The organism is Actinomadura soli (assembly GCF_005889715.1).
In the GTDB taxonomy this organism is placed as follows: domain Bacteria; phylum Actinomycetota; class Actinomycetes; order Streptosporangiales; family Streptosporangiaceae; genus Spirillospora; species Spirillospora soli.
This window is the reverse complement of record NZ_VCKW01000205.1, coordinates 1-15,140: the sequence shown is the minus strand read 5'-3', so window position 1 is coordinate 15,140 and position 15,140 is coordinate 1. Positions and strand designations below refer to the sequence as shown.

The following is a 15,140-nucleotide window of genomic DNA, read 5'->3' as shown; positions in this document are numbered from 1 at the left end:
GGGATGGGGATCGTCCGGTCGGCTAGGGCTGCCAGGGCGGGGCGGTGGGCGACCAGGATCACGGTGCGGGAGGCTGCCAGGCGCCGGACGGCCTCCAGCACCGCCGCCTCGCTCTCGGTGTCGAGGTTCGAGGTCGGCTCGTCCAGCAGGAGGAGCGGCGCGTCGCGCAGGAAGGCGCGGGCCAGGGCGATGCGCTGGCGCTGTCCGGCGGACAGGCCGAGCCCCCGCTCGCCGAGCCGCGTGTCGAACCCGTCCGGCAGGGCGTCGATGAAGTCCAGGGCGTTCGCGGCGAGGGCGGCGGCGCGGACGTCGGCGTCGGACGCGTCCGGGCGGCCCAGGCGGATGTTGGCGGCGATCGTCCCGGTGAACAGGTGGGGGCGCTGCGGGACCCACGCGATGCGGGCGCGCCAGGCGTCGGGATCGAGATCGGCGAGGTCGGCCCAGTCGACCAGGACGCGGCCGGAATCGGGCCGGACGAACCCCAGCAATACGGAGAGCGCGGTGGATTTCCCGGCCCCGCTCGGCCCGGTGAGGGCGACCGTCTCGCCCGGGTGGACGGTGAGGGAGAGGCCGTCGAGGGCGGGGGCGTCGCGTCCGTCGTAGGCGACGGTCACGCCGTCCAGGCGGATCGTGGCGCGGGCCAGGTCGGGGACGTCGGTGCGGCCGCCGGAGGCGGAGGCTGGCAGGGGCGTTTCGATCACCTCGAAGATCCGTCCGGCGGCGGTGAGGCCCTCGACGCTCGCGTGGTACTGCGCGCCGACCTGGCGCAGCGGCAGGTACGCCTCCGGCGCCAGGATCAGGACGAGCAGCGCCGTCTCCAGGCCCAGGCCGCCCTCGACCAGCCGGAGCCCGATGGAGACGGCGACGAGCGCGACGGAGAGCGTCGACAGCAGTTCGAGGACGAGCGCCGACAGGAACGCGATCCGGAGCGTCGACATCGTGGCGCGGCGGTGCCGGCCGGTGACCTCGCGGATCTTGTCCGCCTGGGCGCGGGCACGGCCGAAGATCTTCAGTGTGGGGAGGCCGGCGACGACGTCCAGGAAGTGTGCGGACAGGACGGAGAGTGTGCGCCACTGCCGGTCCATCTTCCGCTGGGTGGTGAGCCCGACGAGGATCGCGAAGACGGGGATGAGCGGCAGCGTCACGGCGATCGTCACGGCGGACAGCCAGTCGCCCAGCAGGATGCGCGCCCCCACCGCCACCGGCACGATCACGGCGAGGACGAGCTGCGGCAGGTAGCGGGAGAAGTAGTCGTCCAGGGCGTCGATCCCGCGGGTGGCGAGGGTGGCCAGCTCGCCGCTGCGCTCGCCGGACAGCCAGCGCGGGCCGAGCCGCAGCGCGTGCGCGAGCAGCCGGGCGCGCAGCTGCGACTTCACGGCGGCGGACGACCGGTGCGCGGCGACCTCCTGCAGCCACGCGACGAGGGCCCGGCCGAGGACGACGGCGAGCAGGAGCAGCAGCGGGACGCGCAGGTCCCCGAGCGTGGCGCCGCCGAGGAACGCGCGGGTGAGCATCCCGGCGAGCAGCGTCGCCTGCGCGATGATCAGCCCGGCCGTGGCGGCGCCGAGCGCGACGGACGCGACCAGGAAGACGCGGGTCGTCCGGGCGTGCTTCAGCAGCCGGGGATCGAGGGGTTTCATCGCGCCCGCTCGGATTTCCGCGGCGCCCGCGCCGGGATGTGGGACGTGCCGATGCGCTTGCGGAACACCCAGTACGTCCAGCCCTGGTAGATCATCACGATCGGGGTGAACACCGCCGCCACCCACGTCATGATCGTGAGTGTGTAGGGCGTCGAGGAGGCGTTGCCGGTGGTCAGGGTGCCTGCGGCGTCGAGGGTGGACGGCATGACGTCCGGGAACAGCGAGGTGAACAGCGTCGCGACGGCGAGCACGATCGCGGCGCCGGTGCCGATGAACGCCCAGCCCTCGCGGCCCCTCCGGTTGGCGACGGCGGCGACGGCCAGCCCGATCGCGGCGCCCCCGGCGGTCAGCCACGTCACCGGCTTGCCGTGGTCGAGCTGCGTGATCAGCAGGAAACTCCCGCCGGCGGCGATGGCCGCGACCGCGGCGACGCTCGCGACGAAACGGGCCCGCGCCCGAATGTCGCCGGACGTCTTGAGCGCCAGGAACACCGCCCCGTGCAGGACGAACAAGACCATCGTGGTCAGCCCGCCGAGCAGCGCGTACGGGGTGAACAGGTCGGTGAGCGTCCCGGCGTACTCGTGGTCGGCGTCCAGCGGCACGCCGCGGACGATGTTCGCGAACGCCACGCCCCACAGGAACGCGGGGACGAGGCTGCCCCAGAAGATCGCCTTGTCCCAGCGGGACCGCCATCGCGCGTCGTCGCGCTTGCCGCGGTACTCGAACGCGACGCCGCGGATGATCAGTGCCAGCAGAATGGCGAGAAGCGGCAGGTAGAAGCCGCTGAAAAGGGTGGCGTACCACTCGGGGAACGCTGCGAACATGGCGGCGCCGGCGACGATGAACCACACCTCGTTGGCGTCCCAGACGGGCCCGATGGTGTTGATGACGACGCGCCGTTCGACATCGCTGCGGCCGAGGACGGGCAGCAGCATGCCGACGCCGAAATCGAATCCCTCCAGGAAGAAATAGCTCGTCCACAGGAAGGCGATGATGATGAACCAGACGGTGGTGAGTTCCATGACCGCCGCTCCTTTCAGTAGGCGAACGCGAGCGAGCGCTCAGAATCGTCGGAGTCGTCATCGTCGGAGGGCGGTGGGAGCGCCTCGTCCTCGGACGGCGGCCCGGCCTTGGCGTACTTGAGCATCAGCCCGGCCTCGATGACCGCGAGGACGGCGTAGAGCGCGGTCAGCGAGACGACCGAAATGAGCATCGACGAGGCCGTCACGCCCGGCGACACGCTCGCGGACGTCTTCATCACGCCGTACACCGACCAGGGCTGCCGTCCCATCTCGGTGAAGATCCATCCGGCGGAGTTGCCGATGAACGGGAGCGTCAGTGACAGCATCCCGACGCGATACACCCACGGGTTGGACGGCAGGCGCCCACGCCGCAGCAGCCACAGCCCACCGAGCGAAACGAGCGCGGTGAGTATCCCGACCCCGGCCATGAGCCGGAAGTTCCAGTAGATGGCGGGCACGAACGGCCGGTAGTCGCCGGGCCCGTGCCGCGCCTCTTCGGCGGCCTGGACGTCGTTGATCCCCTTGACCTCGCCGTCGAAGGTGCCGGTGGCCAGGAACGACAGGACGCGCGGGACCTTGATCCCGAAGACCTCCTCGTCGCCGTCCGGCGTCCCGACGGTGAAGATCGACAACGAGGCGGGCTGCTCGGTCTCGTAGAGCGCCTCGGCGGCGGCCATCTTCATCGGCTGCTGCTCGGTCATGACCTTGCCCTGGAGGTCGCCGCTGACGGCGACCCCGACCGACGCGACCGCCGTGACGGCCAGCGCCAGCTTCAGCGACGGCCGGAACACGTCCACGTTCTTGCGCCTTGCCAGATGCCACGCGCTGACGCCCGCCATGAACATCCCGCCGGTGACGAACGCCGCAGTGATCGTGTGCGGGAACGCGACGAGGTGCGTCGGGTTGGTCAGGACGGCCCAGAAGTCGGTGAGGACGGCCCGTCCGGTCTCCTCGTCGATCCGGTAGCCGACGGGATGCTGCATCCAGGAGTTCGCGGACAGGATGAAGAACGCCGACAACTGCGTCCCGATCGCCACCAGCCAGATGCAGGCCAGATGAGCCTTCTTCGGCAGCCGGTCCCACCCGAAGATCCACAGCCCGAGGAACGTCGACTCGACGAAGAACGCGAGCAGCCCCTCGATCGCGAGCGGCGCACCGAAGACGTCGCCGACGAACCGGGAGTAGTCACTCCAGTTCATGCCGAACTGGAACTCCTGCACGATGCCGGTGACGATCCCCATCGCGAAGTTGATCAGGAAGAGCTTGCCCCAGAACTTGGTGGCGCGCAGGTAGGCGGTCTTCCCCGTCCGGACCCAGGCCGTCTCCAGCCCCGCGACCAGCGCGGACAGCCCGATCGTCAGCGGGACGAACAGGAAGTGGTACACGGTGGTGATCCCGAACTGCCACCGTGCGATATCGACCGTATCCATGGCGCGGGCCGCCCTCCGGCTCATCTACTACAAGCTGTAGTACTACGTCCTGTGGAATATACTACGGCTTGTAGTACTACTGCACGTCGTTAACTCCCTCACAGGAAGTCCGGCACGGCTACGCTGGCCCGAGTGCCCGCACCAACCTGGACCCGCGCGGAGTTCGAGGCGCTACCCGAAGACCTCCCGGTGCGAGTCAGCCTCGTCCACGGAGAACTCGTCCCGAGGCCGCGGCCTCGTCCGATTCATCAACGCGTCGCACGCCGCCTGGCGACCCGCATCGAGGACGCCGCTCCCGCCGCGTGGCAGGTCGACACGGACGTGGACGTTCTCCTGGATGACGACGAGACCGAGCCGGTCGAGATGGCGCCTGACATCGTCGTGTACTCCACCGATCACGACCCCTATGAACGTCCCATCCCCGCCGACCTGGTGACCCTCGTCGTTGAGGTGGTGTCGCCGTCCACCAAGCGCAAAGACCGGCGGGCGCACCCGGAGCTATACGCAGAGGCGGGAATCCGTCACTTCTGGCGGGTCGAGACCGACCAGCTCGCACCGGCGTTCGCGATCTACACCTACGAAATCGACGACGCCACCGGACGATACGTCGCGACCGGCGTCCACCACGATCGGATCTCCGTCACCTCGCCCTTCGGCCTCGACATCGAGCTCAAGCCCGTCCGCGATCACTGACCCTGCCTGGCGTGTCGGCCTGAATGCAGAGCGAAACAAACAAGACGCCTCGCATCTCTCACGTTGAGGGATGCGAGGCGGTCTGTTTTGGGGTTAGCCGCGGGGGACGGTGCAGCCGGATCGGTTGAGGTCGAGGGTGGTTCCGGGGGCTATGCAGTTGGCGAGGGTGTAGGTCTGCTGGGCGTAGCCGATCTGGCGGCGGACCGTGACCGTGCCCTGCTCGTCGACCTCGCAGGGGTTGTTCAGGGTGCAGCGGCCGCCGCTCTCGTTGATGGTGTTGTTGACGCCGATGACCTTGCCGGACGCGCCGTCAATGGCGGGGGAGCCCGACGTCCCGCCGATGACGTTGCACTGGGACGTGTAACGCAGCGAGTCCTTCCACGTCCACTCGGCCTCGCGGAGGCGGTAGGCGAACCCGTTGAGCTGGCAGGTGTAGATCCGCTTCCAGTAGCCGGAGACGACGTGCAGGGTGCCGCCGGAGGCCGGACGCTGGAGCACCATCTCCAGGGCGGGGGCGTTGTACTGCTGCTTGATCTGGGCGTACGTGCTGCTGAGCTTGTACAGGGCCGCGTCGGTGTCGGTCATGGTCCCGTACAGCAGCGTCGTCGCGCGCAGGGTGGCCTGGTCTCCGCCGCTCGGGTTCAGGAGCGTGAACGTCCGGCTGGACGCGCGGTTCGTGATCACCTGTCCGGCGGACGGCATGCCGGTCTCGAGGCAGTGGCCGTTGGTGAGCACCATCGCGGGGTCGCTGTCGGCGGAGTTGGGGGTGCGCACGAGCGAGCCGGAGCAGTTGCTCAGCGCGACGATCCCGGTGAAGTCGGCGGCCTTGGTCTGCGGGGCGGGAGCGGCGTACGAGACGGACGCCATGGCGGTCAGCGTCGTGAGGGCGAGGAGCACGGCGGAGAGCACGCCGAGAAAGCGTCTTTGCATGGCGGGGGGTCCTCTCGGTTTCTTCGGTTGTGGCAGTTCGACTGGATTGGCGATGGCGTCCGGCCCCCCGGTACCGGCAGCGCTCAGATCTCGGACGAACGTGCCAGCAGCGTGATCGTAACCAGGCTCCCGGCACCCGAGAAGCGTTGATTCGACTGGCCTGGGGAAACGCGCCGAATCGGGCAGGCATTGCACAGCCGACCGCCGGACGCGGAGCATCCGTGGAACGGGATCGTCCCTGGCCTGTGGATGGGCGGGCACCATTACGCCACCGTCATTGAGCCGTGGCCGTTGCGCGGAAGGTGCGTCGGTAGGCGGACGGCGAGGTCCGCATCGCCCGGACGAAATGGTGCCGGAACGTCACCGGGCTCTCGAAGCCGACCGCCGCGCCGATCTCCTCGATCGGTGCCGCGCCCTCCTCCAGCAGCGGCAGCGCCGCCATGATCCGCTGGGCGATGACCCAGCGGAGCGGGCTCGTTCCCGTCTGCCGGCGGAAATGCCGGATGTACGTGCGCGGCGCGAGGTGCGCCTCCCGGGCCAGGCGCGCGACCGTGATCGGCTCGGTGAGATGCGCGAGCGCCCACGCCATGCTGCGCGCGACCGCGTCGTCGTCCGCCGGAGGCGTCACGGCGGCCTCCACGAACTGCGCCTGCCCGCCCTCCCGGTGCGGCGGGACGACCAGCCGCCGTGCCACCGCGTTCGCGATCCGGGCGCCGTGGTCCTTGCGGACGAGATGCAGGCACATGTCGAGCCCGGCGGCGCTGCCCGCCCCGGTGAGCACGTCGTCGCCGTCCACGTAGAGGACGTCCGGGTTCACGCGCACCTTCGGATAGCGGCGCCGCAGCAGGTCGGCGTAGCGCCAGTGGGTGGTGGCCTCGCGTCCGTCCAGCAGTCCGGCGGCCGCGAGCGCGAAGGCGCCCGAGCAGATCGACACGACGCGGGCGCCGCGGGCGTGGGCCCGCCGCAGCGCGGCGACGACCTCGGGCGGGGGAGCCGCCCGGACGTCGGGGACGGCGACGACCAAAACCGTGTCCGCGGACGCGAACACGTCCAGCCCGTGCTCGGCGGTCATCGTGAAGCCGCCTACCGTGCGCATCGGGCCGCGCTCCAGCGAGCAGACGCGGAGGTCGTACCAGGGGACGTCCAGTTCCGGCCGGGGCAGCCCGAAGACCTCCACGACCGAGCCGAGCTCGAACGGCGTCATGCCGTCGAACGTCAGTACCGACACCGTGTGCCGCCGTCCCGGCGGAGCGACCTGCATGGCGAAATCTTATCGGCAGTAGGCGATCACGCCACTGTCCCACCGATCCGGCCGTCCCGCAGCATTGAGCCGTACCGAAACACCCGCTCAAGGAGGTCAGATGAACGCCTTGCCGCCCGCCGTGTCCAGCGAGGACGCCGTCCGGCATTTCGCCGCCCGCCTGTCGTTCGAGACGGACGCGTCCGACGTCGCAGACGACCTGGACGGGGGCGACATCATCGTTGTCGACGCGCGCAGCGCCGAGAGCTGGGAGCAGGGGCACATCCCGGGCGCCGTCCACCTCCCGACCCCCGAGATCGCCGGGCGCGCCGCGGCGCTCGTCCCGGAGGGCGCGACCGTGGTCGTCTACTGCTGGGGACCCGGCTGCAACGGCGCCACGAGGGCGGCCCTGGAGTTCGCGAGACTCGGCCATCCGGTCAAGGAGATGATCGGTGGATTCGAGTACTGGGCCCGCGAAGGGCACCCCGTGGAGACCGCCCCGGGGACCGTCACGCGCCGCACCCCCGACCCGCTCACCGTGCCCATCAGGGCCGTTTCCTGCGCCTGCTGACGACCCGATGGACGAGTGAGCTTGAATGTTCCGGCAGAGGCGGGGCATAACGAGGTGCCCCGCCGACGTTAGACTCTAGGAATCATTCTTCGACGCCCCTTGGCGTCAGGCTCGTCCTTGCAGCCCACACGGATTGTGGTGCCTCCCGAGACGTGCCCCCCTCTCGGAAGGTAATGCGTGACCACAGCTGACGCTGCACAGAACCCGACCATGCCCGCCACCACGGGCGACGAGCGGGTTCCCACGTTCGCCGAGCTCGGCCTCCCGCCGGTCCTGGTGAGCTCCCTCTCCCGTCAGGGCATCGACGCGCCGTTCCCGATCCAGGCGGCCGCGATCCCCGATGTCATGGCGGGACGCGACGTCCTCGGCCGCGGCAAGACCGGCTCCGGTAAGACCCTGGCGTTCGGCCTGCCGCTCCTCGCTCGTCTCTCCGGCCGCAAGGCCGCCCCGAAGCGCCCGCTGGCGCTGATCCTGGTCCCGACCCGCGAGCTGGCCCAGCAGGTCCAGACCAACCTGGAGCCGCTCGGCCGCGGGCTCGGCCTGCGCTTCAAGACCGTCATCGGCCAGACCTCGATGTTCAAGCAGATCGACGCGCTGCGCCGCGGCGTCGAGGTCCTGGTCGCCACGCCCGGCCGGCTCAAGGACCTGATGCGGCAGGGCGCCTGCGACCTGTCCGACATCGAGATCGCCGTGCTGGACGAGGCCGACCACATGGCCGACATGGGCTTCCTGCCCGACGTCACCGACATCCTCGACGCCGCCAAGCTCGGCGGGCAGCGCCTGCTGTTCTCCGCCACCCTGGACAAGGACGTGGACGTCCTGGTCAAGCGGTACCTGAGCGACCCGGTGACGCACGCGATCGGCCCGGTGGACGAGTCCGTCGACACGATGGAGCACCACCTGCTCCTGGTCGCGCCGAAGGAGAAGGCCGCCGTCACCGCCGAGATCGCCAACCGCGAGGGCCGGACGATCCTGTTCGCCCGCACCAAGCACGGCGTCGACCGGCTCGCCAAGCAGCTCGTCCAGGTCGGCGTCCGCGCGGCGGGCCTGCACGGCGGTAAGAGCCAGGGCCTGCGCACCCGCACGCTCGCCGAGTTCCGCGAGGGCTCGATCAGCGTGCTCGTCGCGACCGACGTCGCGGCCCGGGGCATTCACGTGGACGACGTGACCCTCGTCATGCACGTCGACCCGCCCGCCGACCACAAGGACTACATGCACCGCGCGGGACGCACCGCCCGGGCCGGTGAGAGCGGCACTGTCGTCACGCTCGTCCTGCCGCACCAGGTGCGCGCGACGTCCGCGATGACGCGCCGCGCGGGCATCAACGCGCCCCGCGTCCGGGTCACGACCGGCGACACCGAGCTCGTCAAGCTGACCGGCGCGCGGCCGCCGTCCGGCATCCCGATCGAGGGGCCGATCATCCCCGAGCGTCCGCGCCGCGAGGGCGGCGGAGGCGGCCGTGGCCGTCCGGGCGGACGCCGCGGCGGACGCGGCCCGCGCTCGTTCGACCGCCAGGACGGACGCCGCCGCGGCGGTTCCTACGAGCCCCGCGGCGCTTCTTACGAGCCCCGTGGCGGTTCCTACGAGCCCCGCGATGGCGAGCACCGCGGCTCCCACCCCAGCGGCGACCGCCGTGGCGGCGGCTCCCGGTCGGGCGGTGGCCCGCGCACCGGAGGCGGCCCGCGCACCGGTGGCGGCTCACACGGCAACCGCCGCGCCGCCCGCTACAACTGACCAGCACCACCGTTGAGCCCCGCCCTCAGGGCGGGGCTCTTCGCTTGCCGGTGCGGTCTGTCAGCCCGCTTCCTCGTGGACGGCGTCGTCGTCGCGGTGGACGGCGTCCTTCCGGAGCCTGTCCTGGAGGATCTGGAGGCCCTCAAGACCGTTCACGGAGAGGGCCGCGAGCTCGTCCAGCGACATGAGCGGGTCGCTGCGCAGCGGCGGCTGCCAGCCGTTCTCCTTGTCGTGGGAGCGCAGGATCTTGGCCGGGACGCCGCCGATCACCGCGTGGTCGGGGAACTCGCCCCGGACGACGGCGCCGCCCGCGACCGCGACGTTCCGGCCGAGCCGGGTGCCCGGGAGGATGATCGCGCCGGTGCCGATCCAGCAGCCGTCGCCGATCACGACGGGATTGTTCTCCGGCCACTGCCGTCCGATGGGCGTGTGCAGGTCGCCGTAGGAGTGGTTCTGGTCGGTGATGTACACGTTCGGCCCGGTGAAGACGTCGTCGCCGATGTCGATGGACTGGTGGCCGACGATGTGCGTGCCGCGCCCGATCGAGCAGCTCCCGCCGATCCGGACGATGACGTCCGGGCCGAGGTCGAGCCCGGGGACGAAGCCCGCCGAGATCGTGACGTGCGTCCCGACGAGGGTGTGGTCGCCGATCGAGATCCACGGCTCGCCATAGATCGAGCCGACGGGGAAGCCGATGCACACGCCCTCACCCAGGTAGGCGAACCTGCGGTGGCCGGGCGTCTGCGGAGTGATCTCGCCGTGCCGCTGGACCCACTCCCAGGCACGGTGCAAGCCGATGTGAACGCCCTGGCGGGCGCGCTGCCTGGCCCCGGCCGCCAGCGCCTGCCGGATCGAGCGTTTCCGCGACATGGCGTTCACCGTACCGGGTAGTAGAAACCCCGGTACGCGCATGGCGGAGGGCCCGGTCGTGAACGACCGGGCCCTCCGGTGAGTCTCCTACGAGAAGCGCTCAGTGCGGAGAATGCACCTGACCATCGACGTCGGAGCCGCTGACCGTCATGGAGTCGGCCGACGTGGCGTCCCCCACCTGGTCACCGGAACCCTTGGTCAGGTCGCGGATGACGCCGCGCCGCGTCGCCACCGCACCGGCCACTCCGACGGCGGCGACCACCCCCATCATCGCCATGAGGGAGACGCGCCCGGGCCTCGCCGGCTTCGGCGGCTCGACCCGGTGAGCGACATCGCTCAGGAACGTGCTCACCCGCGGGGCCAGCCCGGTCTCCACGTACTGGGCGGCCCGCCGGAGCCTCGGTGCGCTCCAGCCGCGGACGATCATGACGCGCTCGCCCGCGACGGGCATGATCCGCTCAGCCGCTGAGGACGCACCCTGCCGGCACATGTCGGCGCCTTGGCGGGCCGTCTCCTGGACGCGTCCGAACCGGGTCAGACCGTCCTCCTGCGGCTTCCGGCGGATACTGATCATTAGGGACACGCTAACCTCCCTGTTTGCGAGGTCCTGTCATGCAGCCTTCCCAGAGACCGGGGGGTAAACCCTGAACACGCGACCATCAGGTCACCCAGCGTGACATATTCGGGCATGACCGCGACCCCGCCGTCGGACGTCACAGAACCCACTCAACGAGGAGGAGGCCAGCGTGGCCAACGAGATCTTCGCGAAGCTCACCACGTCGCTCGGGACGATCGTCGTCCAGCTGTACCCGGAGCAGGCGCCGGAGACGGTGGCGAACTTCGTCGACCTGGCGGAGGGGAACAAGACCTGGCACGATCCGCGGACCGGGCAGAAGTCGGACGCGCCGCTCTACGACGGCACGATCTTCCACCGGATCATCGACAAGTTCATGATCCAGGGCGGTGACCCGCTGGGCACCGGCACCGGCGGCCCCGGCTACGAGTTCAAGGACGAGTTCCACCCTGACCTGAAGTTCAACAAGCCGTACCTGCTGGCGATGGCCAACGCCGGGCCCGGAACCAACGGTTCGCAGTTCTTCATCACGCTCAGCGTCGGGCACACCCAGCACCTGACGGGCCGGCACACCATCTTCGGCAAGGTCATCGAGGGCACGGACGTCGTCGACCGCATGGGCAAGGTCGAGACCGGCCGCATGGACCGTCCGACCACGGACGTCGTCCTCGAGTCGGTGACGATCGAGCGCCGTTAGTCGTTTCATACGGTGAGACCCCGAGACGGGTGAGACCCGTGCCGGGTCTGGCCCGTAGCGGGTGAGACCTGGCAACGGCCCTACGGAGCCTTAGATGAGCACAGACCACAGTCCCGCTCCCGAGACCTCGGTGCCGACCTGCTACCGGCATCCGGGCCGGGAGACGTACGTGCGCTGCACCCGGTGCGACCGCTTCATCTGCCCCGAGTGCATGCGGGACGCCGCGGTCGGGCACCAGTGCGTCGAATGCGTCGCCGAAGGCAACCGGGGCGTCCGCAGGGCCGTCCCCCGGACGGTCCTCGGGGCGCGGGGCCCCGCGTCCGCCGTCCCGGTCGTCACGTACACGCTCATCGGCGCGTGCGTGGCAGCGTACCTCGCCGAGCTGGCGTCGTGGCGCGTCGTGTGGGAGTTCATGATGCTCGGCCGCGGCGTCCTGCCGGACGGCGCGGTCGGAGGCGTCGCCGAGGGCGAGTGGTACCGGCTGTTCACCACGATGTTCCTGCACCAGCGCGGCGGGACGTTCGGCATCACCCACATCCTGTTCAACATGTGGGCGCTGTGGGCGGTCGGCCCCGCGCTGGAGCAGGTGCTCGGACGGTGGCGCTTCCTCGCCCTCTACGTGCTGTCGGGCCTGGGCGGCTCGGTGCTGCTGTACCTGGTCGGCGCCCCGGAGGAGTCGGCGGTCGGCGCGTCCGGCGCCATCTTCGGCCTCTTCGGCGCGTTCTTCGTGATCGGGCGGCGGTTCGGCGGCCCGGTCGGGCCGATCGTGTTCCTGCTGGTGATCAACCTGATCATCACGTTCTCGGTGCCGAACATCTCCTGGCAGGGACACGTCGGCGGCCTCGTGGTCGGCGCGGCCCTCGCCGCCGCGTACGCCTACGCCCCGGCGGCACGGCGGAACCTGGTCCACATCGCGGCGCCGCTGCTCACCCTCGCGCTGCTCGCGACCCTGGTCCTGGTCAGAACGGCGGATCTGAGCCCGGCGACCTGAGTCCTGGAAGGCGCGGACGCCGCTGCTCCCACCAGCCCACGGCAGCGGCGTCCGGAGCACTTTCCCGCCCAACTGGAACGTGCCACTCCGGCGGACGGCCACATCAAAGAGTGACCGGGTCAGCCACACTCCGCCTGCTCAGGACGCGGCAGGTCCGGAAGCGGGCTGTGGAAAACCTGGGGAAAGCCGGGGTGGGAGATGCCCGACCTGTGGATAACTAACGGTCAGCGCCACCGGGTCGACAGGACCACGCCGAGGATGATCGCCGCGAAACCGATGCCGAGGTTCCAGTTATGCAGGTCGGTCATGTACGGAACGTCGGTACCGGTGCTGGCCGTCACGTAGAAGACGGCGATCCAGACCAGGCCGACGAGCCACAGACCGACCATCGTGGGCACCAGCCAGCGCGGGCTGACCTCCGGGGCCTTGGACTTCTGCGGGGGCGTGTAAACGGCCTTCTTGCGCACTTTGGACTTGGCCACGGTGGATTCGATCTCCTCGGGCGTCCGGCGGCCGGAGCGCCGGGCCGCGCATGGGTGTTTTGTCGGTTAGCGTAGTCGCTGGTGTGCAGAGTACGGCTTCCAGCGTGGGGAAGCATCATCCCAGTTCTCACGCTCCTCGCGGGAACCCTGTTCGCGGCGAGCGCGAGCACGGCCCGCGGCACGAGCCTGCGCGAGCAGGGCCGTACCCGGATCACCGAGCTCATCGCCGCCGAGCAGCACCGGAGCCGTCAGGAGCGCGCCGAGTACCAGCGCCTCCGCCACGAGGTCGACGGTATCTCCCGCGAGGCCGGACGTCACGATGCCCGCGTGAAACACGCCCAGTCCGAGGCCGACCGGCTGGCGTCCCGCGCCGGATTCACCCCGCTTGCGGGCCCCGCCGTCCAGGTGTCGCTGGACGACGCGCCGCAGCCGGGGTCCGGTGATCTGCCCCGCGGCGTCCGTCCTGACGACCTCGTCGTCCACCAGGCGGACGTCCAGGCCGTCGTCAACGCGCTGTGGGCCGGCGGCGCCACCGGGATGCAGATCATGGACCAGCGGGTGATCTCGACGAGCGCGGTGCGCTGCGTGGGCAATACCCTGATCCTGCAGGGTGTCGTGTACTCCCCACCGTTCCGGATCACCGCGGTCGGCGACCCGGAACGGCTCCGCGCGGCGCTCGGCGCGTCCCGCGAGATCGCGATCTACCGGAAGTACGTCCACGCCTACGGGCTCGGCTACTCGGTGCGGGACGTGGAACGCGCCACGTTGCCGCCCTACACCGGCAACGTGACGATGAAGCACGCTACGGTGCCGGCCGGCGGCTAGCCCGGAACCCCCGACGGAGGAGGACGCGCGGTGCGGATGGTCATCCGTGGCATGGGCGAGCTGTGCATCACCGCCGGGCTCATCCTGATGCTCTTCGTCACGTACTCTCTGTGGGGCACCGGCCGCTACACCCAGGGCCAGCAGAACCGCCTCGGCGACGAGCTCCTGAAGGACTGGGGCAAGGTCACCACCGAGCGGGTGCTGCTCGGCAAGGGCCTCGCGATGATCCGCATCCCCCGCTTCGGGAAGGACTACCGCTTCGTGATCATTGAGGGCGTCGAGCGCAAGGACCTGCGCAAGGGCCCCGGCCACTACCCGGGCACCGCGCTCCCCGGCGAGGTCGGCAACTTCGTGGTCTCCGGCCACCGGACGACCTACTCCGCCCCGTTCAACCGGCTCGGCGAGCTGAGGCACGGCGACAAGATCCTCATCGACACCCGGGACAAGCAGTACGTCTACACCGTCACCGGCCGCGACATCGTGAAGCCGTCGGCGACGGAGGTGACCGCGCCCGTCCCGCTCCACCCGAAGCGCAAGCCGACCGAGCCGCTGATCACGCTCACCACCTGCCACCCCAAGTACTCCGCCGCCGAACGAATGATCATCTTCGGTGAACTGGCGTCCGCGCTGCCCCGGGTGAACCGGGCCGACCAGACCGCCGGAACCTAGGAGGCACCCGTGTACGCCTGGATCTGGCGCCACCTGCCCGGCGAGTGGCAGACCAAGACCGCCACGGCGCTCGGCCTCGTCCTCGTGGTCGCGGCCGTGTTCTGGTACGTCGTGTTCCCGTGGGTCGAGCCCAAGGTGCAGTTCGACCACGGTGTCGTCGACCGTCCGAGCCCGTCCGGCTCACGGACCCCGGGCTGACCGGCCATGCGCGTCCTCGTCGTCGACAACCACGACAGCTTCGTCTACAACATCGTCCAGTACCTGCTCGAACTCGGCGCCGACTGCGAGGTCAAGGACCGCTCGGACGTCACCCTCCAGGACGCCGCGTCCGCCGACGGCGTCCTGCTGAGCCCGGGCCCCGGCCACCCCGCCGACGCGGGGATCTGCCTCGACCTCGTCCGTGACGCGGACCGCCGCGGGACACCCCTGCTCGGCGTCTGCCTGGGCCACCAGATCATCGCCCACGTGTACGGCGCCACGGTGACCCGTGCACCGGAGATCGTCCACGGCTTCACAAGCAAGATCGTCCACGACGGCCAGGGCGTCTTCCGCGACCTCCCCGACCCGTTCCCGGCGACCCGCTACCACTCCCTCGCCGTCGCCCCGGAAACCGTCCCTCACACCGTCCTGGACGTAACAGCCCGAACCCCCGACGGCGTCATCATGGCCCTACGCCACCGCACCCGCCCGATCGAGGGCGTCCAGTTCCACCCCGAGTCGATCCTCTCCACCGGCGGCCACCAACTTCTAACCCTGTCTCTTATACACCTCT

17 protein-coding genes are annotated in these 15,140 nt (G+C 70.3%); 9 read left to right on the top strand and 8 right to left on the bottom strand.

What is annotated here, in order from left to right:
* The 3 genes from cydD to ETD83_RS30535 form a co-directional block, all read right to left on the bottom strand.
* Positions 1-1,640, bottom strand: a 1,640-nt coding sequence (gene cydD, locus ETD83_RS30545) for a thiol reductant ABC exporter subunit CydD (RefSeq protein ID WP_138648676.1), incomplete at its 3' end; no start/stop codon positions are given.
* Positions 1,637-2,662, bottom strand: a complete 1,026-nt coding sequence (gene cydB / locus ETD83_RS30540; protein WP_138648675.1) for a cytochrome d ubiquinol oxidase subunit II — start codon at positions 2,660-2,662, stop codon at positions 1,637-1,639. The genes cydB and cydD, both read right to left, overlap by 4 nt.
* A 14-nt stretch (positions 2,663-2,676) precedes the next feature.
* Positions 2,677-4,092 (bottom strand): cytochrome ubiquinol oxidase subunit I, encoded by a 1,416-nt coding sequence (locus tag ETD83_RS30535; protein ID WP_138648674.1) that lies wholly within the window; start codon positions 4,090-4,092, stop codon positions 2,677-2,679.
* Between the two features lie 132 nt (positions 4,093-4,224).
* Here ETD83_RS30535 and ETD83_RS30530 point away from each other — a divergent pair, with 132 nt between their 5' ends.
* The gene (locus ETD83_RS30530; RefSeq protein WP_171064521.1) at positions 4,225-4,785 is read left to right on the top strand and encodes a Uma2 family endonuclease; all 561 of its coding nucleotides are present in this window, start codon (positions 4,225-4,227) and stop codon (positions 4,783-4,785) included.
* Between the two features lie 93 nt (positions 4,786-4,878).
* Here the strand turns inward: ETD83_RS30530 and ETD83_RS30525 are convergent, their stop codons facing one another.
* Both ETD83_RS30525 and ETD83_RS30520 read right to left on the bottom strand, forming a co-directional pair.
* On the bottom strand, positions 4,879-5,715 hold the full coding sequence (locus ETD83_RS30525; RefSeq protein ID WP_138648672.1) for a S1 family peptidase: 837 nt from the start codon (positions 5,713-5,715) through the stop codon (positions 4,879-4,881).
* Between the two features lie 274 nt (positions 5,716-5,989).
* Positions 5,990-6,976 carry a helix-turn-helix domain-containing protein gene (locus tag ETD83_RS30520; protein WP_138648671.1) on the bottom strand — a complete coding sequence of 329 codons (987 nt, stop codon included), beginning with the start codon at positions 6,974-6,976 and terminating at the stop codon, positions 5,990-5,992.
* A gap of 100 nt (positions 6,977-7,076) precedes the next feature.
* Between ETD83_RS30520 and ETD83_RS30515 the strand changes: the two genes are divergently transcribed.
* Together ETD83_RS30515 and ETD83_RS30510 are read left to right on the top strand one after the other, a co-directional pair.
* Positions 7,077-7,526 carry a rhodanese-like domain-containing protein gene (locus tag ETD83_RS30515; RefSeq protein WP_138648670.1) on the top strand — a complete coding sequence of 150 codons (450 nt, stop codon included), beginning with the start codon at positions 7,077-7,079 and terminating at the stop codon, positions 7,524-7,526.
* 210 nt (positions 7,527-7,736) lie between these two features.
* A complete protein-coding gene (locus ETD83_RS30510; protein WP_138648678.1) occupies positions 7,737-9,260 on the top strand; it encodes a DEAD/DEAH box helicase in 1,524 nt (507 codons plus the stop codon).
* 60 nt (positions 9,261-9,320) lie between these two features.
* On the opposite strand, the gene ETD83_RS30505 is transcribed toward ETD83_RS30510, so the two are convergent.
* A complete protein-coding gene (locus tag ETD83_RS30505) occupies positions 9,321-10,130 on the bottom strand; it encodes an acyltransferase (protein ID WP_138648669.1) in 810 nt (269 codons plus the stop codon).
* A 100-nt stretch (positions 10,131-10,230) separates the two neighbouring features.
* Entirely contained in the window at positions 10,231-10,704 is a 474-nt protein-coding gene (locus ETD83_RS30500; protein WP_138648668.1) for a hypothetical protein, read from the bottom strand.
* 172 nt (positions 10,705-10,876) lie between these two features.
* Between ETD83_RS30500 and ETD83_RS30495 the strand changes: the two genes are divergently transcribed.
* Together ETD83_RS30495 and ETD83_RS30490 are read left to right on the top strand one after the other, a co-directional pair.
* Positions 10,877-11,401 carry a peptidylprolyl isomerase gene (locus ETD83_RS30495; protein WP_138648667.1) on the top strand — a complete coding sequence of 175 codons (525 nt, stop codon included), beginning with the start codon at positions 10,877-10,879 and terminating at the stop codon, positions 11,399-11,401.
* Positions 11,402-11,495: 94 nt separating this feature from the next.
* Entirely contained in the window at positions 11,496-12,392 is an 897-nt protein-coding gene (locus ETD83_RS30490; protein ID WP_138648666.1) for a rhomboid family intramembrane serine protease, read from the top strand.
* Between the two features lie 224 nt (positions 12,393-12,616).
* Here ETD83_RS30490 and ETD83_RS30485 read toward each other — a convergent pair whose 3' ends face one another.
* On the bottom strand, positions 12,617-12,874 hold the full coding sequence (locus ETD83_RS30485; protein WP_138648665.1) for a cell division protein CrgA: 258 nt from the start codon (positions 12,872-12,874) through the stop codon (positions 12,617-12,619).
* An 81-nt stretch (positions 12,875-12,955) separates the two neighbouring features.
* Here ETD83_RS30485 and ETD83_RS30480 point away from each other — a divergent pair, with 81 nt between their 5' ends.
* The 4 genes from ETD83_RS30480 to ETD83_RS30465 form a co-directional block, all read left to right on the top strand.
* Positions 12,956-13,699: a DUF881 domain-containing protein gene (locus ETD83_RS30480; RefSeq protein WP_138648664.1), complete on the top strand. Its 744-nt coding sequence runs from the start codon at positions 12,956-12,958 to the stop codon at positions 13,697-13,699.
* Positions 13,700-13,735: 36 nt separating this feature from the next.
* Positions 13,736-14,368 carry a class E sortase gene (locus ETD83_RS30475; RefSeq protein ID WP_138648677.1) on the top strand — a complete coding sequence of 211 codons (633 nt, stop codon included), beginning with the start codon at positions 13,736-13,738 and terminating at the stop codon, positions 14,366-14,368.
* Between the two features lie 9 nt (positions 14,369-14,377).
* The gene (locus tag ETD83_RS30470; protein WP_138648663.1) at positions 14,378-14,566 is read left to right on the top strand and encodes a hypothetical protein; all 189 of its coding nucleotides are present in this window, start codon (positions 14,378-14,380) and stop codon (positions 14,564-14,566) included.
* 6 nt (positions 14,567-14,572) lie between these two features.
* The coding region (locus tag ETD83_RS30465; protein WP_138648662.1) for an anthranilate synthase component II at positions 14,573-15,140 on the top strand (568 nt) is incomplete at its 3' end.

What these genes read in the sequence shown, in the direction of transcription:
- ETD83_RS30515 (WP_138648670.1), top strand. Translation starts at nt 7,077, where the DNA reads ATGAACGCCTTGCCGCCCGCCGTGTCCAGCGAGGACGCCGTCCGGCAT.
- ETD83_RS30500 (WP_138648668.1), bottom strand. Translation starts at nt 10,704, where the DNA reads ATGATCAGTATCCGCCGGAAGCCGCAGGAGGACGGTCTGACCCGGTTC.
- cydB (WP_138648675.1), bottom strand. Translation starts at nt 2,662, where the DNA reads ATGGAACTCACCACCGTCTGGTTCATCATCATCGCCTTCCTGTGGACG.
- ETD83_RS30475 (WP_138648677.1), top strand. Translation starts at nt 13,736, where the DNA reads ATGGTCATCCGTGGCATGGGCGAGCTGTGCATCACCGCCGGGCTCATC.
- ETD83_RS30520 (WP_138648671.1), bottom strand. Translation starts at nt 6,976, where the DNA reads ATGCAGGTCGCTCCGCCGGGACGGCGGCACACGGTGTCGGTACTGACG.
- ETD83_RS30490 (WP_138648666.1), top strand. Translation starts at nt 11,496, where the DNA reads ATGAGCACAGACCACAGTCCCGCTCCCGAGACCTCGGTGCCGACCTGC.
- ETD83_RS30510 (WP_138648678.1), top strand. Translation starts at nt 7,737, where the DNA reads ATGCCCGCCACCACGGGCGACGAGCGGGTTCCCACGTTCGCCGAGCTC.
- ETD83_RS30525 (WP_138648672.1), bottom strand. Translation starts at nt 5,715, where the DNA reads ATGCAAAGACGCTTTCTCGGCGTGCTCTCCGCCGTGCTCCTCGCCCTC.
- ETD83_RS30535 (WP_138648674.1), bottom strand. Translation starts at nt 4,092, where the DNA reads ATGGATACGGTCGATATCGCACGGTGGCAGTTCGGGATCACCACCGTG.
- ETD83_RS30505 (WP_138648669.1), bottom strand. Translation starts at nt 10,130, where the DNA reads ATGTCGCGGAAACGCTCGATCCGGCAGGCGCTGGCGGCCGGGGCCAGG.